The 15,845-nt window shown below is 34.4% G+C and carries 20 protein-coding genes and 1 pseudogene; all 21 read right to left on the bottom strand.

The window, feature by feature from the left end:
• Positions 1 to 4: 4 nt before the first annotated feature.
• The 21 genes and pseudogenes from EUBIFOR_RS13150 to EUBIFOR_RS07955 all read right to left on the bottom strand — a co-directional run bounded on the left by EUBIFOR_RS13150 (position 5) and on the right by EUBIFOR_RS07955 (position 15,833).
• Positions 5 to 358 (bottom strand): carbohydrate kinase family protein, encoded by a 354-nt coding sequence (locus EUBIFOR_RS13150; RefSeq protein ID WP_003865481.1) that lies wholly within the window; start codon positions 356 to 358, stop codon positions 5 to 7.
• Complete coding sequence (locus tag EUBIFOR_RS13155) at positions 352 to 537, bottom strand: hypothetical protein (protein WP_208853803.1); 186 nt, start codon at positions 535 to 537, stop codon at positions 352 to 354. Before EUBIFOR_RS13155 ends, EUBIFOR_RS13150 begins: the two co-directional genes overlap by 7 nt.
• A 51-nt stretch (positions 538 to 588) precedes the next feature.
• Positions 589 to 933: pseudogene (locus tag EUBIFOR_RS13160) on the bottom strand (PfkB family carbohydrate kinase); the annotation flags it as partial.
• A gap of 141 nt (positions 934 to 1,074) precedes the next feature.
• A complete protein-coding gene (locus tag EUBIFOR_RS07875) occupies positions 1,075 to 1,905 on the bottom strand; it encodes a Cof-type HAD-IIB family hydrolase (RefSeq protein ID WP_003865484.1) in 831 nt (276 codons plus the stop codon).
• The gene (locus EUBIFOR_RS07880; protein ID WP_003865485.1) at positions 1,892 to 2,821 is read right to left on the bottom strand and encodes a transketolase family protein; all 930 of its coding nucleotides are present in this window, start codon (positions 2,819 to 2,821) and stop codon (positions 1,892 to 1,894) included. Before EUBIFOR_RS07880 ends, EUBIFOR_RS07875 begins: the two co-directional genes overlap by 14 nt.
• Positions 2,821 to 3,639 (bottom strand): transketolase, encoded by an 819-nt coding sequence (locus EUBIFOR_RS07885; RefSeq protein ID WP_040466350.1) that lies wholly within the window; start codon positions 3,637 to 3,639, stop codon positions 2,821 to 2,823. Before EUBIFOR_RS07885 ends, EUBIFOR_RS07880 begins: the two co-directional genes overlap by 1 nt.
• A gap of 1 nt (position 3,640) precedes the next feature.
• Positions 3,641 to 4,297 carry a deoxyribose-phosphate aldolase gene (deoC, locus tag EUBIFOR_RS07890; protein WP_003865487.1) on the bottom strand — a complete coding sequence of 219 codons (657 nt, stop codon included), beginning with the start codon at positions 4,295 to 4,297 and terminating at the stop codon, positions 3,641 to 3,643.
• 58 nt (positions 4,298 to 4,355) lie between these two features.
• A complete protein-coding gene (dapA, locus tag EUBIFOR_RS07895; protein WP_003865488.1) occupies positions 4,356 to 5,243 on the bottom strand; it encodes a 4-hydroxy-tetrahydrodipicolinate synthase in 888 nt (295 codons plus the stop codon).
• Positions 5,244 to 5,257: 14 nt separating this feature from the next.
• Complete coding sequence (locus tag EUBIFOR_RS07900) at positions 5,258 to 5,728, bottom strand: PTS sugar transporter subunit IIB (protein WP_040466351.1); 471 nt, start codon at positions 5,726 to 5,728, stop codon at positions 5,258 to 5,260.
• Position 5,729: 1 nt separating this feature from the next.
• A complete protein-coding gene (locus EUBIFOR_RS07905) occupies positions 5,730 to 6,812 on the bottom strand; it encodes a PucR family transcriptional regulator (protein ID WP_003865490.1) in 1,083 nt (360 codons plus the stop codon).
• 61 nt (positions 6,813 to 6,873) lie between these two features.
• Positions 6,874 to 7,293, bottom strand: coding sequence for a PTS sugar transporter subunit IIA (locus EUBIFOR_RS07910; protein ID WP_003865491.1), 420 nt, complete (start codon positions 7,291 to 7,293; stop codon positions 6,874 to 6,876).
• A gap of 9 nt (positions 7,294 to 7,302) precedes the next feature.
• A complete protein-coding gene (locus EUBIFOR_RS07915) occupies positions 7,303 to 7,905 on the bottom strand; it encodes an SIS domain-containing protein (protein WP_003865492.1) in 603 nt (200 codons plus the stop codon).
• A gap of 10 nt (positions 7,906 to 7,915) precedes the next feature.
• Positions 7,916 to 8,848 (bottom strand): phosphoglycerate dehydrogenase, encoded by a 933-nt coding sequence (locus tag EUBIFOR_RS07920; RefSeq protein ID WP_003865493.1) that lies wholly within the window; start codon positions 8,846 to 8,848, stop codon positions 7,916 to 7,918.
• 127 nt (positions 8,849 to 8,975) lie between these two features.
• On the bottom strand, positions 8,976 to 9,857 hold the full coding sequence (locus EUBIFOR_RS07925) for a PTS system mannose/fructose/sorbose family transporter subunit IID (protein ID WP_050755962.1): 882 nt from the start codon (positions 9,855 to 9,857) through the stop codon (positions 8,976 to 8,978).
• Positions 9,844 to 11,412, bottom strand: coding sequence for a recombinase family protein (locus EUBIFOR_RS07930; RefSeq protein ID WP_003865495.1), 1,569 nt, complete (start codon positions 11,410 to 11,412; stop codon positions 9,844 to 9,846). Before EUBIFOR_RS07930 ends, EUBIFOR_RS07925 begins: the two co-directional genes overlap by 14 nt.
• Before the next feature lie 82 nt (positions 11,413 to 11,494).
• A complete protein-coding gene (locus tag EUBIFOR_RS12985) occupies positions 11,495 to 11,638 on the bottom strand; it encodes a hypothetical protein (RefSeq protein WP_003865496.1) in 144 nt (47 codons plus the stop codon).
• A 413-nt stretch (positions 11,639 to 12,051) separates the two neighbouring features.
• Positions 12,052 to 12,294, bottom strand: a complete 243-nt coding sequence (locus EUBIFOR_RS07935; RefSeq protein WP_003865497.1) for a helix-turn-helix domain-containing protein — start codon at positions 12,292 to 12,294, stop codon at positions 12,052 to 12,054.
• Positions 12,284 to 12,712, bottom strand: coding sequence for an RNA polymerase sigma factor (locus tag EUBIFOR_RS07940; protein WP_040466352.1), 429 nt, complete (start codon positions 12,710 to 12,712; stop codon positions 12,284 to 12,286). The genes EUBIFOR_RS07935 and EUBIFOR_RS07940 overlap by 11 nt, the downstream gene beginning before the upstream one ends.
• A 425-nt stretch (positions 12,713 to 13,137) precedes the next feature.
• A complete protein-coding gene (locus EUBIFOR_RS07945) occupies positions 13,138 to 14,433 on the bottom strand; it encodes a M56 family metallopeptidase (protein WP_003865499.1) in 1,296 nt (431 codons plus the stop codon).
• Positions 14,430 to 14,798, bottom strand: a complete 369-nt coding sequence (locus EUBIFOR_RS07950; RefSeq protein WP_003865500.1) for a BlaI/MecI/CopY family transcriptional regulator — start codon at positions 14,796 to 14,798, stop codon at positions 14,430 to 14,432. Before EUBIFOR_RS07950 ends, EUBIFOR_RS07945 begins: the two co-directional genes overlap by 4 nt.
• A 123-nt stretch (positions 14,799 to 14,921) precedes the next feature.
• Entirely contained in the window at positions 14,922 to 15,833 is a 912-nt protein-coding gene (locus tag EUBIFOR_RS07955; RefSeq protein WP_003865501.1) for a conjugal transfer protein, read from the bottom strand.
• Positions 15,834 to 15,845: the final 12 nt, after the last annotated feature.

Here is a 15,845-nt window from a genome sequence, read left to right on the forward strand (position 1 = left end):
ATCTTTAACTATATCTAGATAAGTTTGTATTCTTAGAATTCATGATTTTAAATACATCTTCTTGTGTTACCACATTAAAATCATGTTGAATCATAAGCTTTAATACACTCGCACTGATCACAAAATCCACTGTCTTTTGTGGATCAAATCCATTGATTAGTCCATGCACAAATGCAGCGCCATACGCATCTCCAGCACCTACAGCTTCTAAGCTATGTACTCTATGAATTGGACTTTGGTAGAATTTACCATCTACATAATAGATGCCCATCCAATCTCCTTCTTCTACAGTATGCATATTTCTTAATACACTAGTCACACTCTTCACATTTGGGAATTGACGAGTAATTTCTAACATACCCTCTTTATACGTATCAATCTGATCAATACCTGTAGATAAGTCTCCATCAAAGCATGGATACCTAGTGTTGCTTCAAAATCTTCATCATTGGCAATACATACATCTACATACTGCATAAAATCACGCATTACAACTTGCGCTTGTTCTTTAGACAACATTTTTCCACGATAGTTCAAATCACTTGAATATCCTTTTCCTTACAATACCTTCAAAGCTCTCTTTAAAGATTAACAAATACTATCACTTGCAGCAGGTGTTACACCTGAAAAATAGAAAATATCTCCTGGCTCTAGGATATCTTCCCATTTATACTCTTCTACATCCGATTGAGAAAAAGCACTGTAAGCATGGTCATAAACAACATTAGTGCTACAAATATTACTTCCTTTTTCAAAGAAATAAATTCCTAAACGATTGCCTCCACGAAGCATATACTCTGTATTCACACCATAATGACAAACTGCACTTAACGCAGACATTCCCACTGGATTGTTTGATACTTTAGATACAAAAGCACATTTATCTTCATACATCGCTAAACTTACAGCTACATTGGCTTCCGCGCCACCATAACTCGCCTCAAAACCATCACTTTACATAATACGCAAGTTTTCTGGTGTCTTTAAACGAAGCATGATTTCTCCAAAAGTGACTACCTTCATAATATATATCCTCCATGAACATGATTATGATAGCACATATTAAAGGATGGCTTAACGCCATCCTGGATTGATATATTTTTGTATGAAATCAGATACTCCATTCATATCATTACTTTTACAAATAAAAGTAGCTTTATCTTTAACATCTTTATCCGCATTTTCCATACATACAGAATACTTTACAGCTTCAAACATACTTACATCATTGTAGTTATCACCAAATACGATCACTTTTTCTGAAGATATATGTAGTAACTCTATTAAATTTTTTAATGCTTTTCCTTTTGAAGCCTGTCGGTTCACAATCACAAATGCATTTCCTTCTGCACGTTCACAATGTACATGTCCACAATACAAATTAATTTTCTTTGCGAATTTCTCTATCTTATTTAATTCCTTATCAATACACATTATTTTATTAATTGTATTTGCACAAACTGCATTGATAGATGCATTGTCTACAATTGGTAAAACGCCTTCAAAACGTTTTCTAAAAGGTAAAATCAAATCAATCTTACCCATTGTATAAATACAGTTTTCTGCATTGGCATGACACTCCAAATTAAATTCTTGAACCAAATTCAATATAAATCTGACCTCTTCATCTGGTATTGAATATTGTTTAACACAAGCATCGTTTTGATATATTTCTGCTCCGTTATTTGTGATATAAGGTGAATTTATATCTAATTCAGAAATGAATTTTTTTACTAAAACCATACTTCTTCCAGACGCAATCGTAAATTTATAATCTTGACCAGAAATTACATCTTTAATATTGTCATCCAAAGACTTATCTGATTTTAGTAAGGTGCCATCTAAATCAGCTACAATCAGTTTTATTCCCTTTAATTTTGTATCAGGAACTTTATCTGTATTCATTTTTAACCTTTTCAACAATATGATCTGCATTCAAACCATATTTAGCTAGTAGTTCATTTGGGGTTCCACTCTCTCCAAAAGTATCCTGCATGCCCATCATTTCCATACGCACTGGACTCTTCTTAGAAGTTACTTCACTCACTGCACTTCCTAATCCTCCATATACATTATGTTCTTCACAAGTAATGATAAATTCATGAGATTTTGCGATTTCTTCAATCAACTCTTCATCGATTGGCTTGATACAAGGCATATCTACAACTGTAACTGAAATATCTTCTTTAGCTAAAATTTCAGCGGCTTTCAATGCCTCTTGCACCATCATGCCTGTCGCAACCAATGCGATTTTCTGACCTTCTCTTAAAACTTTTCCTTTACCCAATTCAAACTTATAATTTTCATCATATACATCTTCTACTGCGCCACGACCCAGTCTTACATAACAAGGTCCTGCAATATCAGCTACTGCCTTTACAATTGCTTTTGCCTGGTATTGATCACATGGTACAAATACTTTCATATTTGGAATACTTCTCATAAGCGCAATATCTTCAATACATTGATGACTTGCACCATCTTCTCCAACTGTAATTCCAGCATGCGTTGCACATACTTTAACATTCAAGTTAGGATAACAAATACTATTACGAATCTGTTCAAAAGCTCGGCCTGCCGCAAACATCGCAAAACTTGATGCGTAAACCACTTTATTTGATGCAGCCATACCTGCAGCAACTGCCATCATATTTCCTTCGGCAATTCCCATATTGAAATGATGTTCCGGTCTTGCCTTTTTGGCATCGATTGTCTTTGTAGATTTTGTAAGATCCGCATCTAATACTAAAACATCATCTCTTTCTACAACTAATTCTGCCAAAGCCTTTCCATAGGCATTACGTGTTGCTTCTTTTGCCATTATTCAAGACCCCCTAATTCCTTCATTGCCTGTTCATACTGTTCTTGGTTTGGTGCTGCTCCATGCCATGCATAGTTATTTTCCATATAAGAAACGCCTTTACCCTTGATTGTATGGGCAATAATCATTGTTGGTTTATCCTTAACTTGTTTAGCTTGTTCAAACGCATTTCTTAATTCATAAAAATCATGTCCATTCACATCCAATACGTTCCATCCAAAAGATTCAAATTTACTTGCGAAAGGTTCTGGCGAAATTACATCATCAATATTTCCATCAATCTGTAAATGATTGTAGTCTAAAACGGCACATAAATTATCCAATTTATAGTGAGCTGCTGCCATACAAGCTTCCCATACTTGACCTTCTTCACATTCACCATCACCTAATAAGCAATAAATTCGATGTGTATTCTTATCAATATGCTTATTGACAATAGCCATGCCCACAGCACAAGAAATACCTTGTCCTAAAGAGCCTGTAGACATATCAACACCAGCTACTTCATTCATATTTGGATGTCCTTGTAAATTTGAATTGATCTTTCTAAATGTAGTCAAATCATCATCTAACAACCCCTTTTCTTTTAACGTTCCATATAATAATGGACTCGCATGCCCTTTACTTAATACAAAACGATCACGATCAATTGAATCTATATTTTCTTTATTAATATCCATCTGTTCAAAATAGATTTCTGTTAAAATATCTGCACCACTCAAGGATCCTCCTGGATGTCCTGAGTTGGCACTATATACTTCGGTTAATATATTCTTACGAATATTGTTTGCATGAAGTTTTAATTCTTTGATTTCCATTTTATTCCTCCACTTTATATTCATTTAATATATTTATAGTTGCACTTGCGCCAATCCTTGTTGCACCCGCCTCTATAAACGCTTTACATTCTTTCCAAGTATGAATTCCACCAGCTGCCTTGATTTTTACTTTGTCACCTACATATTTTTTCATCAATAAAACATCATCCAGCTTAGCTCCACCAGTTCCAAATCCAGTACTTGTTTTAATGTAATCTGGTTGTATATCCCGTGCGATTGAAGAAAGCTCTTTAATCTCACTTTTACTTAAATAACAATTTTCAAATATTGCTTTTACGCATTTGTGTTCATTATGACAAATTTCCGTCATAATAAGCATTTCCTTACGAATGTGTTTCCAATCATGCATAAGTGCAGCTCCTATATCAATGACATAATCAATTTCATCTGCTCCATTTTCAAGAGCTTGTCTACACGCTGAACTTTTTACATCCAGCCCATCCGCACCTAAAGGAAACCCAATTACTGTACATACTTTTACATCACTAGCCTTTAATTTGTCTTTACAGTATGCAATCCATTTAGGATTTACACATACAGAAGCAGTGTTTAATTCTAACGCTTCTTCACAAAGTTCTTCAATATCTTTCTGTGTTGCAAAAGCTTTTAATAATGTATGATCAAAATATTTATTCATCTTTATTCCTTCTAAAGTAAAAGAGATGACTTCCTAACGAAATCATCTCCTAGTTTTTTTATTTTAAGCCATAATATTTTAGCATTTCTGTGATTTTTTCGTCATCTTCTTTTGATAATTCTTGTACAGGCATACGAGCTGGACCAACTTCAGCAATTCCAGCTAATTCTACAGAACGCTTCATTGCACTAGGAACAGTTCCTAGTTTTAATACACCACGTAAAACATCAATATCTTTTTGAAGTTTTTCTGCCGTTTCAGTATCGCCTTCATTTAAAGCTTTATCTAATCCTACCAATGTATCTACAATTACATTACTTGTTCCTGCTACAGCTGCAGTTGCACCAAGTCCATACGCATAAGAGATTTTTGAATCACTACCGATTAATAATTCAAAGTCTTTATTTTCAGCAATCTTAGCATATGCCTGGATTCTTTCTAATTCTCCACTACTGTCCTTAATAGCTTTAATATTTGGAATATCAGCTAATCTATCTACTAATTCTGGACTTAATGGACATCCTGTTGCCTTTGGAATGTTATATAAAACAATAGGAATGTTTACACTTTGGGCAACAGCCTTATAATGCGCATATAAATTTTCATCTGTAGGTTTTAAGAAATATGGAGTGATGACGCTTAGTGCATCTGCACCGATTTCTTCCATTTTCTTCGACAAACGAACAGTTGCTCTAGTTGAACAACAGCCTGTACCAACAAATACAGGTACTCGTTTATTAACAATTTCTACAACTTTTTTAGCGAATTCCACCTTTTCATCTTCATCTACAACGTGAAATTCTCCATTACTACCTAAAATAAATATACCTTTAACACCATGTTCAATTAAATAGTTAATCAATTTTTCAGTTGCTTCATAATTTATTGATTCTTCCTTATCTCTATTAAATGGGGTAACAATTGGTGTAATAATTCCTTCGAACATTTTGACTTCTCCTTTTATTTTTTAAATATAGAGTAGTCTTTATTATCGTATGGGGTGGTTTGAAAAAATAATTTAATATCATGCTCTTGAATGAAACGAATTCTTTCGATGTCTTCATCAGAGAAGTATTCGGATAAGCTTTTTAACATAACCCTAACTGCAGGGTATGGCATTTGAATTTCTTTAACTTTAAATCCTTTATCAACCGCTTGTTTAACAATTTCCAAATTCGGAAAAATAACCATCACCTTCATTGGAGGATTTTCATTAATTCTATCTATAAACTGCTCGACCGAATAAAAGTTGACCTTCATAGTTTTTGGCAAACATAACTGCATTACATTTGCGATAAATGGATCTGTAACATAATGCGGATCTACGACCCAAACTTGATCTGCATTTATAAACTGATTCCAGTTTAATTGTACCGTTGCATGTAATAACCTTGAATCGATACGTACAAGTTTTATATTTAACCCCTTCATCTCAATCACCCACCTGAACCTTATTACTTTGCTCTTTTACGGCATGTGAAATCAATATTAGAAGAATTTTACCTTGAAAACTACCACGTATATCAATCTGAAAGATTTCTTCCAGCTTTTTAAGCTTGTATATTAATGTATTTTTATGTAAAAACAAACTTTCTGCTGCTTGCGTTAAATTAAAATCATTATTTAATAACGCCTCACTAATTTCTGTTAATTCTTCAAAATCAATTTCTTTTCCTTTGTCAATATAATAATTGTACACGCAATCCACGTCTTTTACATCGATTTTTGATAAAAAATACTCAGTAACATATTTTTCAAAAAATATGGGAACATTCTTTTCATACTTAACATTGTTCTTTAACCATAGACAATGTTGATAAGAACTTACATATTGTCTTAACTTATGCTGAACTGAACCAACAAAATAATAGAAATCGTGGAAATCCCAATCAATTAAATTATGTATGTACTTTTGAATATACTCTTCAATTTCCTCTTTTTGCTTTAATTTGTCAGGAATATCCTTATAAACAAGTAAACATCGATCATTCAATAAAGAATAAATGATTTGTTGACTATCCGGATTCATTTTCAATCTAGCCACGTCTTGTGTTTTTACATCTCCACGACTTGATATCATATAGATTGCTACACGTGTTTTATCTTTATTCAAACCTAGATCATCCATCAAATCGATTATTCTTTTAATATCAAAATCCTTCTCATTTAATAGACATTTTACTAATTCATCATCCTTTGTGATTTTTCTATTTAAGTTTGCCTGATTGATTTCAAACATTAAACGAACCGTTAAAGATTCATGTAAAAGATTACCAATCATTTGTAAGCTATCATCATAACCATTTACCCATAAATAGCCAAATTCTTGTCCTTTCACATTCACTTCAAAAAAGACATTATTCTTATCTGGTCGATTAAAATCAATAGTGTTCCCAAGTAAATTTTTATCACTACAAAGTGTCACTTCTTTATTTTCGTTTATAATACCAATAACATATTTTTGGTTTTCATGAATAACACTAATAAACTCATCAAAAATTTCGCCAATCAGCATTTAGACCACCTCATAATCTCTAAATAAAGATTACCATTTTTCTTTGCTAAATACCAACTTACTAATCGTTGTTTCCATACAATTGCTTATTTGTATGAACACAAGCTTGTGCATATGTATCCATTGTTTCTTTGACGATTTGTTCAGCATCCACTGCATCTGCATTTGCAAGTTTTAAATACAAATCAATTAACACTGGCAAGTTTAAACCTGTTAATACATCATAATTATACTTTTGTGACAATACAGTAAATGTATTGCATGGAGTACCACCATATAAATCAACTAATACAATAGTAAATCCATTATCCAATGTAGATAACGTGCTATCTACAACTTTCATATATTCTTCAAATGAATATTCTGGAAGCAATGAACAAGTCTTAACATGAGACATATCCCCTGCAATCATTGATGCAGATTTAACTAATTCTTCACCAAATCTACCATGAGTTCCAATTACAATATTAAACTTTTCCATATTTACTCCTTACTTTTGCATTTCACGAATGCTTTTTCCCAAGCTTCCACCTGGATGCCATTTAACATATTGATTTAATGTTAAATTTTTTCTCTCTTCAAGAACATCACTCAAAGTCTGTAACACAATGATTTCAGCAATGATCGATGCTCTTGGAGGTTTATTTAAACTGTCTCCCTCTTTATCTACATGTGCCTTTAAACAAACTTCACTAGCCTTTGCCAATGTAGATTGATCATTTCCTGTACAACTAATAATATGTGCACCATTTGCAAGTAAAGTGTTTACTGTTGCCTGAAGTTCTGTTGTTTCCCCACTATTGCTGATTGCGATTACAACATCACCAGGTAAAACCTGCCCACTTGATCCATGAACGGCTTCTGTACCATGCAATTCATAAGTTGGTGTTCCTGTAGAAGATAATAAACTAGCTACATATCCTGCAACATGGCCTGGTTTTCCAATTCCAGTTACATGAACACGATTTCCTTTTGATTCTGCATCCATAATGATATCGGCAGCTTTTTCAACCGCTTCTAAATCTACGTCTGCGATATATTTATTTACTTCTTCTTTTAAATTTGTTAAGAAATTAACAGCATCTTTACTCATAAAATTATACCTACTTTCCTAATAATTGTTCCATAATAATATTTGTAGACATTTCACAAGTACGTGTTTCTGACTCTTTTGTACGAGCAGCTGTATGAGGAGTTAAATAGAAATTATCTAATGCCAATAATTTATCTCCTTCTTTTGGTGGTTCACTACTATATACATCGAAACATGCTGAACGAATTTCTTTAGTTGATAAAGCTTCATATAATGCTTCTTCGTTTACGATTCCACCTCTTGCTGCATTAATTACACATGCATTTGTCTTCATTTGTTTAAATTGTTCAGTCGAAATCATATCTTTCGTTGAATCTAATAATGGTACATGCAATGAAATATAGTCGCATTCTGTATAAATTTCATCTAAAGTTGCAATTTTTGCATGATGCTCTTTTGCAGCTTCCTCAGAAATAGGGAAAGCATCATATGCATATACTTCCATTCCAACTCCATGTGCATAATCTGCAAGATATTTACCAATCATCCCAAATCCGATGATTCCTAATTTTTTACCATAAATTTCTAATCCTGTTGGTTTAGCCCATTTGTGATCTTTTACTTCATCAATTGAGTAATAAAGATTTTTTGATTCTGCAAACATCAATGCCATAACATGTTCAGCTACAGAACGAGAATTTCCTCCAACACAACGGCCTACATAAATATCATGTTCTTTAGCATACTCTAAATCGATATTATCTGTTCCTACACCAAATTTACATACAGCCTTTAAATTAGGACATCCCGCCATCATTTCAGCATCCATTTTATCAACACCAACAATAATGGCATCTACATCTTTAGCTAATTCTTTAAATTCTTCATGCGTATAAGCTAAGCCTGTGTCATTATAGTGAACTTCCAAGCCTGCTTTACGCATCTTTTCAACTTCATCTAAACCATAATTTGCGAATCCTCTAGGTGTAATTAATACTTTCATTTTATTGTTCCTTTCCGTTTAAAATAAACTTTTTATACCAACAGTTATTCAACTGTTCAATTATAATTTTCTAAAAAAGAAAAGGACAAATCATTTCTTCCATAGATTTGTCCTTGTAATTCATTCACTAGATAATATGGAAGAATGTTAGTACAACAGCGATTACCATTGTGTAAACCATCAATCGGATGAATTTTGGTCCACGCTTTGTGATATATAGATACATACTCATAACGACAACGAATGGTAACATGTTAGGTAAAATACCATCAAGAATTGATTGAACTGTTGTTGTTGCTCCATCAGCTCCACTAGCAAATTCTAAGATAGTAGAAACTTTTACATAAGAAGCTGACAAGCATCCAATCATGAATAAACCAACAATACTAGCAATATCAATAACTTTTTTGATTGCACCTGAATGCAAGATTTCCAATACTGAGTTCTTACCTAAAGTGTAACCTTTATTAAATAATGTCCATGACCAGAAATATGACCATGCGATATAAATCAATCCTGGAATAAATGCTGCAAGAACGGATCCTTGTTGTGCCATTGGAACAAAGATTGCTAATGGAATTGTAGCAACGATACCTTGGTCAACACTATCACCAATACCTGCTAAAGGTCCCATCAAACCAATTTTTAATGATTGAATCATTTCTGGAGTGATTTCATCTTCATGTCCTAATGCACGTTGTTCTTCTAATGAAATAGTAATACCATGAATGATACTTCCCCAGTCACAGTTCGTATTGAACATTGAAGTATGACGCTTCATAGCATCCTTTAATTCTTCAGGTTTATCTTTATAAATTTTACGCATTACGCCATTCATTGAATATCCAAATGCTAATGCTTGCATACGGTCAAAACTAACAGGAACTTCTACTGCTGTAGTCCAACGCCACCATGCTTTTACTAAATCTTTTTTGCTGACTAATGTTTGTTTTTCTTCTGGTGCAACTTTGTAAGAACAACAATAAGAATAAAAATTAGAAGTTCCAATGAATTTCGATAGGTACTTCCTTAGTTACAGGGTCTTTTTTGCCAACAAGAATATAGTCAATCAGTTTTTCTACAATTTCCCTGTCTAAGTGTTCAAGATTTGTATATTGCTCAATTAACTGGCGACGATTATCGCCGTTTTCCATTTTTCTTTCAAGCGTATCAAGCTGTTTTTGCGTATCAGCCACCAGTTTTTCAAGCCTTTCTTTTTGAGTAACGAAGTCCTTTGATAAATCTAAATAATCTTGTTCTGAAAGAATACCTTTTACCTTATCTAAATATAGTTCACGAATACCTTTTGTATATTCGGCAATTTTCTTTTCATAAGTAGAAATAGTAGATTTTAGGGCTTCTTGCTTTTCTTTTAAATTATTATTAAAAGTGACATTTTGTTCCAGTTCATCCTTATCAAGATATGCCATTGACATACGGTTCAATTCTGTAATTACAGCCTGTTCCAGTTTGGGAACAGATATAAAAGAACCGATACAAGCGTCTTTTGATACGTGGCGATTAGAACATTGCAGATACCGTCTGCCATCTGTCTGCTTATTAGAACGCATTGTATAACCACAATACATACAACGAGTTTTTTTAGCAAATAACCCGATAGTACCGACGGAAAAAGGTTTTGCCTTTTGCTCAATCAGCGATTGTACTTTATCCCAAAGTTCTCGGTCAATGATAGCTTCATGTGTCCCCTCAACCCTATACCACTCATCTTTTGGTCTGGGTTTGTTCTGTTTGGTTTTGTAAGAAACACTACCGTATTTTCCTTGTACCATATTTCCGATATACATTTCGTTGCACAACATATCAGAAATAGCAAAATATTTCCAAAGTGTGCTGTTTTTTCTTGTGGGTTGCTTATAACGTAACCCATGAAGTCGTTTGTATTCTGTCGGGTTCGGTACACCACGGTCATTCAGCATACGAGCAATAGCTGTTTTACCATATCCCTGTGAAAAGAGGGTAAAAACTTCTCTAACGATTTGTGCCGCTTCTTCATCAATAATCAGATGTCCCTTTATGTCAGGGTCTTTTTTGTAACCATATAAGGCAAATGCACCAATATGGAAACCATTTTTTCTTCTGTCCGTAAGCACGCTTTTGATATTATCAGACATATCTTCCAAATACCATTCATTTACCAAACCGTTAATCTGGCGTGATTTTTTGTTTCCCTTATTCGCAGTATCAGCATTATCAACAATACTAACAAAACGAATACCCCAAACTGGAAAAAGTCCATGTATATATCTTTCTACTAATTCCAGTTCTCTAGTAAATCGGGATTGTGTTTTACAAAGAATAATATTGAATTTTCGTTTTTCAGCGTCTTCTAACAACTGATTAAAAGCTGGTCTGCGTCTGTCTGCACCTGTATAATCGTCATCACTATAAATATTGTAAACTTCCCACCCTTGCTCTAATGCATATTGAAGCAACATAGATTTTTGATTTTGAATACTGTTACTATCGTCACTTTCTGATTGTTTGTTTCTGTCTTCCTCTGATAAACGGCAATATAAAGCAACTTTTATTTGATTTGTCATAATTTGTTTTCCCCTTTTAAGAGAAGACAAAACAAACTATCTCTGCAATATTATTATAACATTTAGCAGGATAATTTGTCTATCATCTAGCAGGAGTAACCTGCCCCTTATTTTTTTCAAGTTCACTTATCAATTCTATCCATATAGAAGTGTATGCTTTCTTAAACATCCGTTTATCATTGTTTTTAAAAACATTTTTACAGATTATCTTCACATCATTTTTCATTCGACCACCTCACAACAATATATTAAGAAGATATGCAAAAATGCTTGTACTTTATGAAAGATTTTGTCAATTTCAGAAGCAGGCAGACGGCTTTGGAAAGCTCCGTTAGTATCTCAACTATTCCCATTCCTGTGGGCAGAACCGCACCATGCGGACGTATCATTATTCTGTGAGGATAGGTCGTGGCAAAACGACTTTTCCAACAGTCGCTCTCGGATCACTGCGTGGGTCGCTCGCTTTCTTTTGAAAAGGTCGTGGCGTACAGTCCCCGTGGCTCGCTATCTCACAAACGTATCTGTCTGCTTTATTCAGTTGTCAAAGAGCTGTGGCGAAAGCCTGTTGCTTTCATGTAAAAGCAGGGGCAGAGCAGGAAAGAGGGGATTGAACAAATCATGCTCTGCGGTTACTGCGTGTTATTCTTCGGTTTCTAAAGGAATATCAAAGTCCAAAATCATTTTGATAAGTGCTTCTCTGATACGTCCCTTTAATTCCATGTCTACGACTATGCAGACATTACCATATCTGTCATAGAATGGACGTAAACAACATTTTGATATGTACGGGTCATAAAATGCCAGTATCTTTTCAATCGAATTTACGTTCCCGTCCACAGCCGACGAGATAAGGTAAAATGACGGGCGTGTGTTATTCATCATTCATGGTCTCCTTTAACTTTTTCTTGATTTCTTCAAGTGAGTTCTTCCTACTGCGAAACGACGTTGAACGGTTAATCTTTAATCTGTCGCCGATTTCTGTATCGCTCATGCCTAAGAAGAAGTACATCAACAAGATTTCCCTGTCCTTTTCAGACAGATACTTAATCGCTTCTGCTAAATCATCATCAAGAACACGAACCTCAATACCGCATACATCAAAGGCGGTATAATCGCTTTCGTATTCGTCCCAGACAGCCAGCTTTTCCACGACGATTTCTGGAAGTTCACAATAGGAAATTTCCTTATTTCTTCGTCGCTTTAATTCTTTGCGGTAATTACGGACAATGCCTTTTACTACACGTTTGAGCTTGCAGTCGAATTGACATTGTATCGTTCTTTGGAAGTCCGACGGTTTCATATCATCACACCCCCTTTCCGTTATGACGTGAAAAGTGTTTATCCCTCTTTCCGCACCATATCTGTACGGCAAGGTGTGATTTGTTGCAGGAATTTGAAAAAAATTGAAAAATTTTTTCGAGTACAAAAAAAGCCCGCACAAAACATATAGTCTGTACGAGCTATTAAAGCTGTGAGATATTCAGTTGTCGATAAAATGCTGTTAGGTAGTGTATGAGTGTATAAACTTATGCTTAAAACTTTCCATAATACAAGCCCCCTTACAGCACTTGATTTGTATTAAACTTTTATTTTCTTTCTTCAATTATGTGAAAGGGCGTTAGCACTTTTGGCTGTCGTTCCTTGATTACCTATCGCAAAGACATTCGAGTCTGTCACAATAGACAAATTCCATTTACTTGCCGTTAACTGACTCATTTGTCTTTGTTACTTTTTCGATTTAATTTCAAAACTTCCCGTATGATTATTAGCTTGTATAGTTACTGTATAAGTCCCAACTTCTTCAATATTAACCTCAAATGTTCCTGTTTCTATATTTGTTTCATCAAAAAGTTTATTTCCTCGTTCATCTGTAATTTCCATGCTTATTTTTCCCTCTTCGGTAACAAAGGATAGTATAATGGTCATAGGATTATCAATCTGAATATTGAATGATAAATTTTTTGCTGTGGTTTCACTCGTTACTCGACTAATACTTGTAGGCCAATTATCTTCAACTACTAGTTCTATTTCTTCTAAATCGGAAAAGCCATTTTTTATGCTATCTCTTGAAGTATTAGAGCTTTCATAATTACTTTGTTTTTCAGACACGTTTTCTATGTTTTCAACTACATTATCAGGGGAATTAGTTAAAAAACATACGGCAACTATTATACAAATAATGACAGCAACAATGCCAATCCAGAAAGCAGGCTTTTTATAATTTAACACGTTGCGTATCCTCCCTTTTACTCCGATTTCACCAAATCCTAAAGGATAGGCTATTATATTTGTTTTTTGCAGGCTACAAAAAAGAAGTGCCTCTGAATAGTTTTTTCGCTCTGAAAAATTTAGTGCTTTAATAACTTTTTCATCACAAGCCAATTCAATATCTTTGCAAAACAAACTATATGCTATCCAAATAAGAGGATTAAGCCAATAGACAGATAATAATAAAAAACCAAACGGCTTCCATAAATGGTCTTTTCTCCTCAAATGTGCCTTTTCGTGTGCTATAACATACGCCATTTCTTTTTCTCCTAAACTGGAAGAAAGATAAATCTTAGGTTTTACAATGCCTAATATAAACGGAGATTTTACACTATCACAAATAAAGATATTTTCTTTTAGAAGAACCGCTTCGTGCATACGCTTCTTGATACGCCAATAACTAATAATTGCGTAGCACAATATTGCAATAACACCAATTAGCCAAATAACACTTACTAAAGTTACAAGTATAAAAATAGGAAATTCTTGGTTGGTTGTTAAATCACTACTGTGTGCTATCGTCCCTTGCGATAGCTGAAATGTAGCAGGATTAATTGGCTCTGGATTTGATACAACACTTAATGTACTTTGGAAAGATATAGGGAAAACAAGGCGGATTGCAACTATTCCCCATAACAAACAAAATATCCACTTAGGAGCTTTCTGCAAAACTATACGTAACATAATTATTATAATAATAAGCCAACTTGCTATGATACTCATATTAGTAATTTTCAAGAAAAGTGTTGTCATGACTTAACCTCCTCGGCGTTGTCAATCATTCTTCGGATTTCCGCTACTTCTTCGCTTGTTAAAGTCTTATTTTGTGTAAAAGCAGCTATAAAAGCAGGCAAAGAACCATTAAATGTATCGTCAACATATTTTTTGCTTTGCATACCATAAAAATCTTGTTTTGTAATTAAAGATGTTACATTTCCTTTAATGTTTTGAAAAAGACCCTTATCACAAAGTCTTCTTAAAACTGTGTGGGTAGTAGTACGCTTCCAGTTAAACTCTTGCTGACAAAGTTTTACTAACTCGGTAGAAGTCGTTGGTTCATTAGCCCAAATCATATCAGCGAAACGAGCTTCAATAACACCTAATTGAATTTCAACCATGTAATGTCCTCCTTTCGAGACTACAAATAGTAGTCTTATGTATAACAGTCTACTCTTTGTAGTCTTATATGTCAAGAGTTTTCCATAATTCTTTAAGATACAAGATAATAATTTTTATATCATTTATCCTACAATCTTCCAGTTGCTATCCTTATGTAGTACAAGCTCATACTGCGATACCTGCGTCGCTTTTGTCTGATTATCAATGAATTTTACCGCTACCTTGACTTTCACATTGTCCCCGTCCTTTGTAAAGATAGGGTTTACCAGTTCAGAATAAAGGTAGTCCCCGCCAATAGGTTCAAGCACATTCCCAGATACATAATAAGCCAGCTCTTTTTCTGTGGCTGTCGGGTACAGCTTAAAGAATGTTTCCAGAAATGCGGTAGCGTCGTTTACGGTATCAGCGTCCACGCTTGCGTCTGTTTCTGGTGTCTTAGGCTCATAGTCTGATTTTTCGATTGCTGGTGCAAGAGTAGGGTTCTGAATGATTACCATATCCCCGTCAGCGTCTACATGGACTTTTACAGTATAAGTCGCTTTCGCATTGCTTGTCTGTTCTCCCTCTTTTATCTGCTGATCTACTTCGTAGGTAGCAGAAAAAGTGTCCGTTCCCGACTGTTCAATACTCCATACAATCACATCTGTAACTGTGGAGCTGGTCGGTATATCCGTTCTGATTGTATCTATATTCAAGTCCTGCAATTCCTTTGTCAGATAACCGTTGATTGTCTGCGTCCTTGCTTCAATCGCTTCTTTGCTGTTATTCCATGTGTAGTAGGACTTCGCAAAGTTCTTCACGAAATTTTCTATCCCGTTGGTGTCCTGCAAGCGAAGCTCAATGATTTCTTTTTCATGGGTCGTGTGCTGGTCGATAGCCGTAAAATTCTTATATACCCCAAAACTCACGCTTGCGATAAGCACCGCCCACAACGCAATCACGGTTTTCTTATGTGTGCCTACCTTGACAGTACGCACCTTTTTTTCTTTTGGTTCTTTGATAGTTTCTGTCTGTTTCTTATTCTTCTTAAACATATTTTTCAAGTC

The organism is Holdemanella biformis DSM 3989 (assembly GCF_000156655.1).
GTDB lineage: Bacteria > Bacillota_I > Bacilli_A > Erysipelotrichales > Erysipelotrichaceae > Holdemanella > Holdemanella biformis.

Coding starts and splice junctions, on each gene's coding strand:
- EUBIFOR_RS07885 (WP_040466350.1), bottom strand. CDS start 3,639: ATGGAAATCAAAGAATTAAAACTTCATGCAAACAATATTCGTAAGAAT.
- EUBIFOR_RS13150 (WP_003865481.1), bottom strand. CDS start 358: ATGTTAGAAATTACTCGTCAATTCCCAAATGTGAAGAGTGTGACTAGT.
- EUBIFOR_RS07905 (WP_003865490.1), bottom strand. CDS start 6,812: ATGCTGATTGGCGAAATTTTTGATGAGTTTATTAGTGTTATTCATGAA.
- EUBIFOR_RS07900 (WP_040466351.1), bottom strand. CDS start 5,728: ATGAAGGGGTTAAATATAAAACTTGTACGTATCGATTCAAGGTTATTA.
- EUBIFOR_RS12985 (WP_003865496.1), bottom strand. CDS start 11,638: ATGAAAAATGATGTGAAGATAATCTGTAAAAATGTTTTTAAAAACAAT.
- EUBIFOR_RS07940 (WP_040466352.1), bottom strand. CDS start 12,712: ATGAAACCGTCGGACTTCCAAAGAACGATACAATGTCAATTCGACTGC.
- dapA (WP_003865488.1), bottom strand. CDS start 5,243: ATGTTCGAAGGAATTATTACACCAATTGTTACCCCATTTAATAGAGAT.
- EUBIFOR_RS07930 (WP_003865495.1), bottom strand. CDS start 11,412: ATGACAAATCAAATAAAAGTTGCTTTATATTGCCGTTTATCAGAGGAA.
- deoC (WP_003865487.1), bottom strand. CDS start 4,297: ATGAATAAATATTTTGATCATACATTATTAAAAGCTTTTGCAACACAG.
- EUBIFOR_RS07945 (WP_003865499.1), bottom strand. CDS start 14,433: ATGACAACACTTTTCTTGAAAATTACTAATATGAGTATCATAGCAAGT.
- EUBIFOR_RS07910 (WP_003865491.1), bottom strand. CDS start 7,293: ATGGAAAAGTTTAATATTGTAATTGGAACTCATGGTAGATTTGGTGAA.
- EUBIFOR_RS07915 (WP_003865492.1), bottom strand. CDS start 7,905: ATGAGTAAAGATGCTGTTAATTTCTTAACAAATTTAAAAGAAGAAGTA.
- EUBIFOR_RS07880 (WP_003865485.1), bottom strand. CDS start 2,821: ATGGCAAAAGAAGCAACACGTAATGCCTATGGAAAGGCTTTGGCAGAA.
- EUBIFOR_RS07875 (WP_003865484.1), bottom strand. CDS start 1,905: ATGAATACAGATAAAGTTCCTGATACAAAATTAAAGGGAATAAAACTG.
- EUBIFOR_RS07920 (WP_003865493.1), bottom strand. CDS start 8,848: ATGAAAGTATTAATTACACCTAGAGGATTCGCAAATTATGGTTTAGAT.
- EUBIFOR_RS07935 (WP_003865497.1), bottom strand. CDS start 12,294: ATGATGAATAACACACGCCCGTCATTTTACCTTATCTCGTCGGCTGTG.
- EUBIFOR_RS07950 (WP_003865500.1), bottom strand. CDS start 14,798: ATGGTTGAAATTCAATTAGGTGTTATTGAAGCTCGTTTCGCTGATATG.
- EUBIFOR_RS07955 (WP_003865501.1), bottom strand. CDS start 15,833: ATGTTTAAGAAGAATAAGAAACAGACAGAAACTATCAAAGAACCAAAA.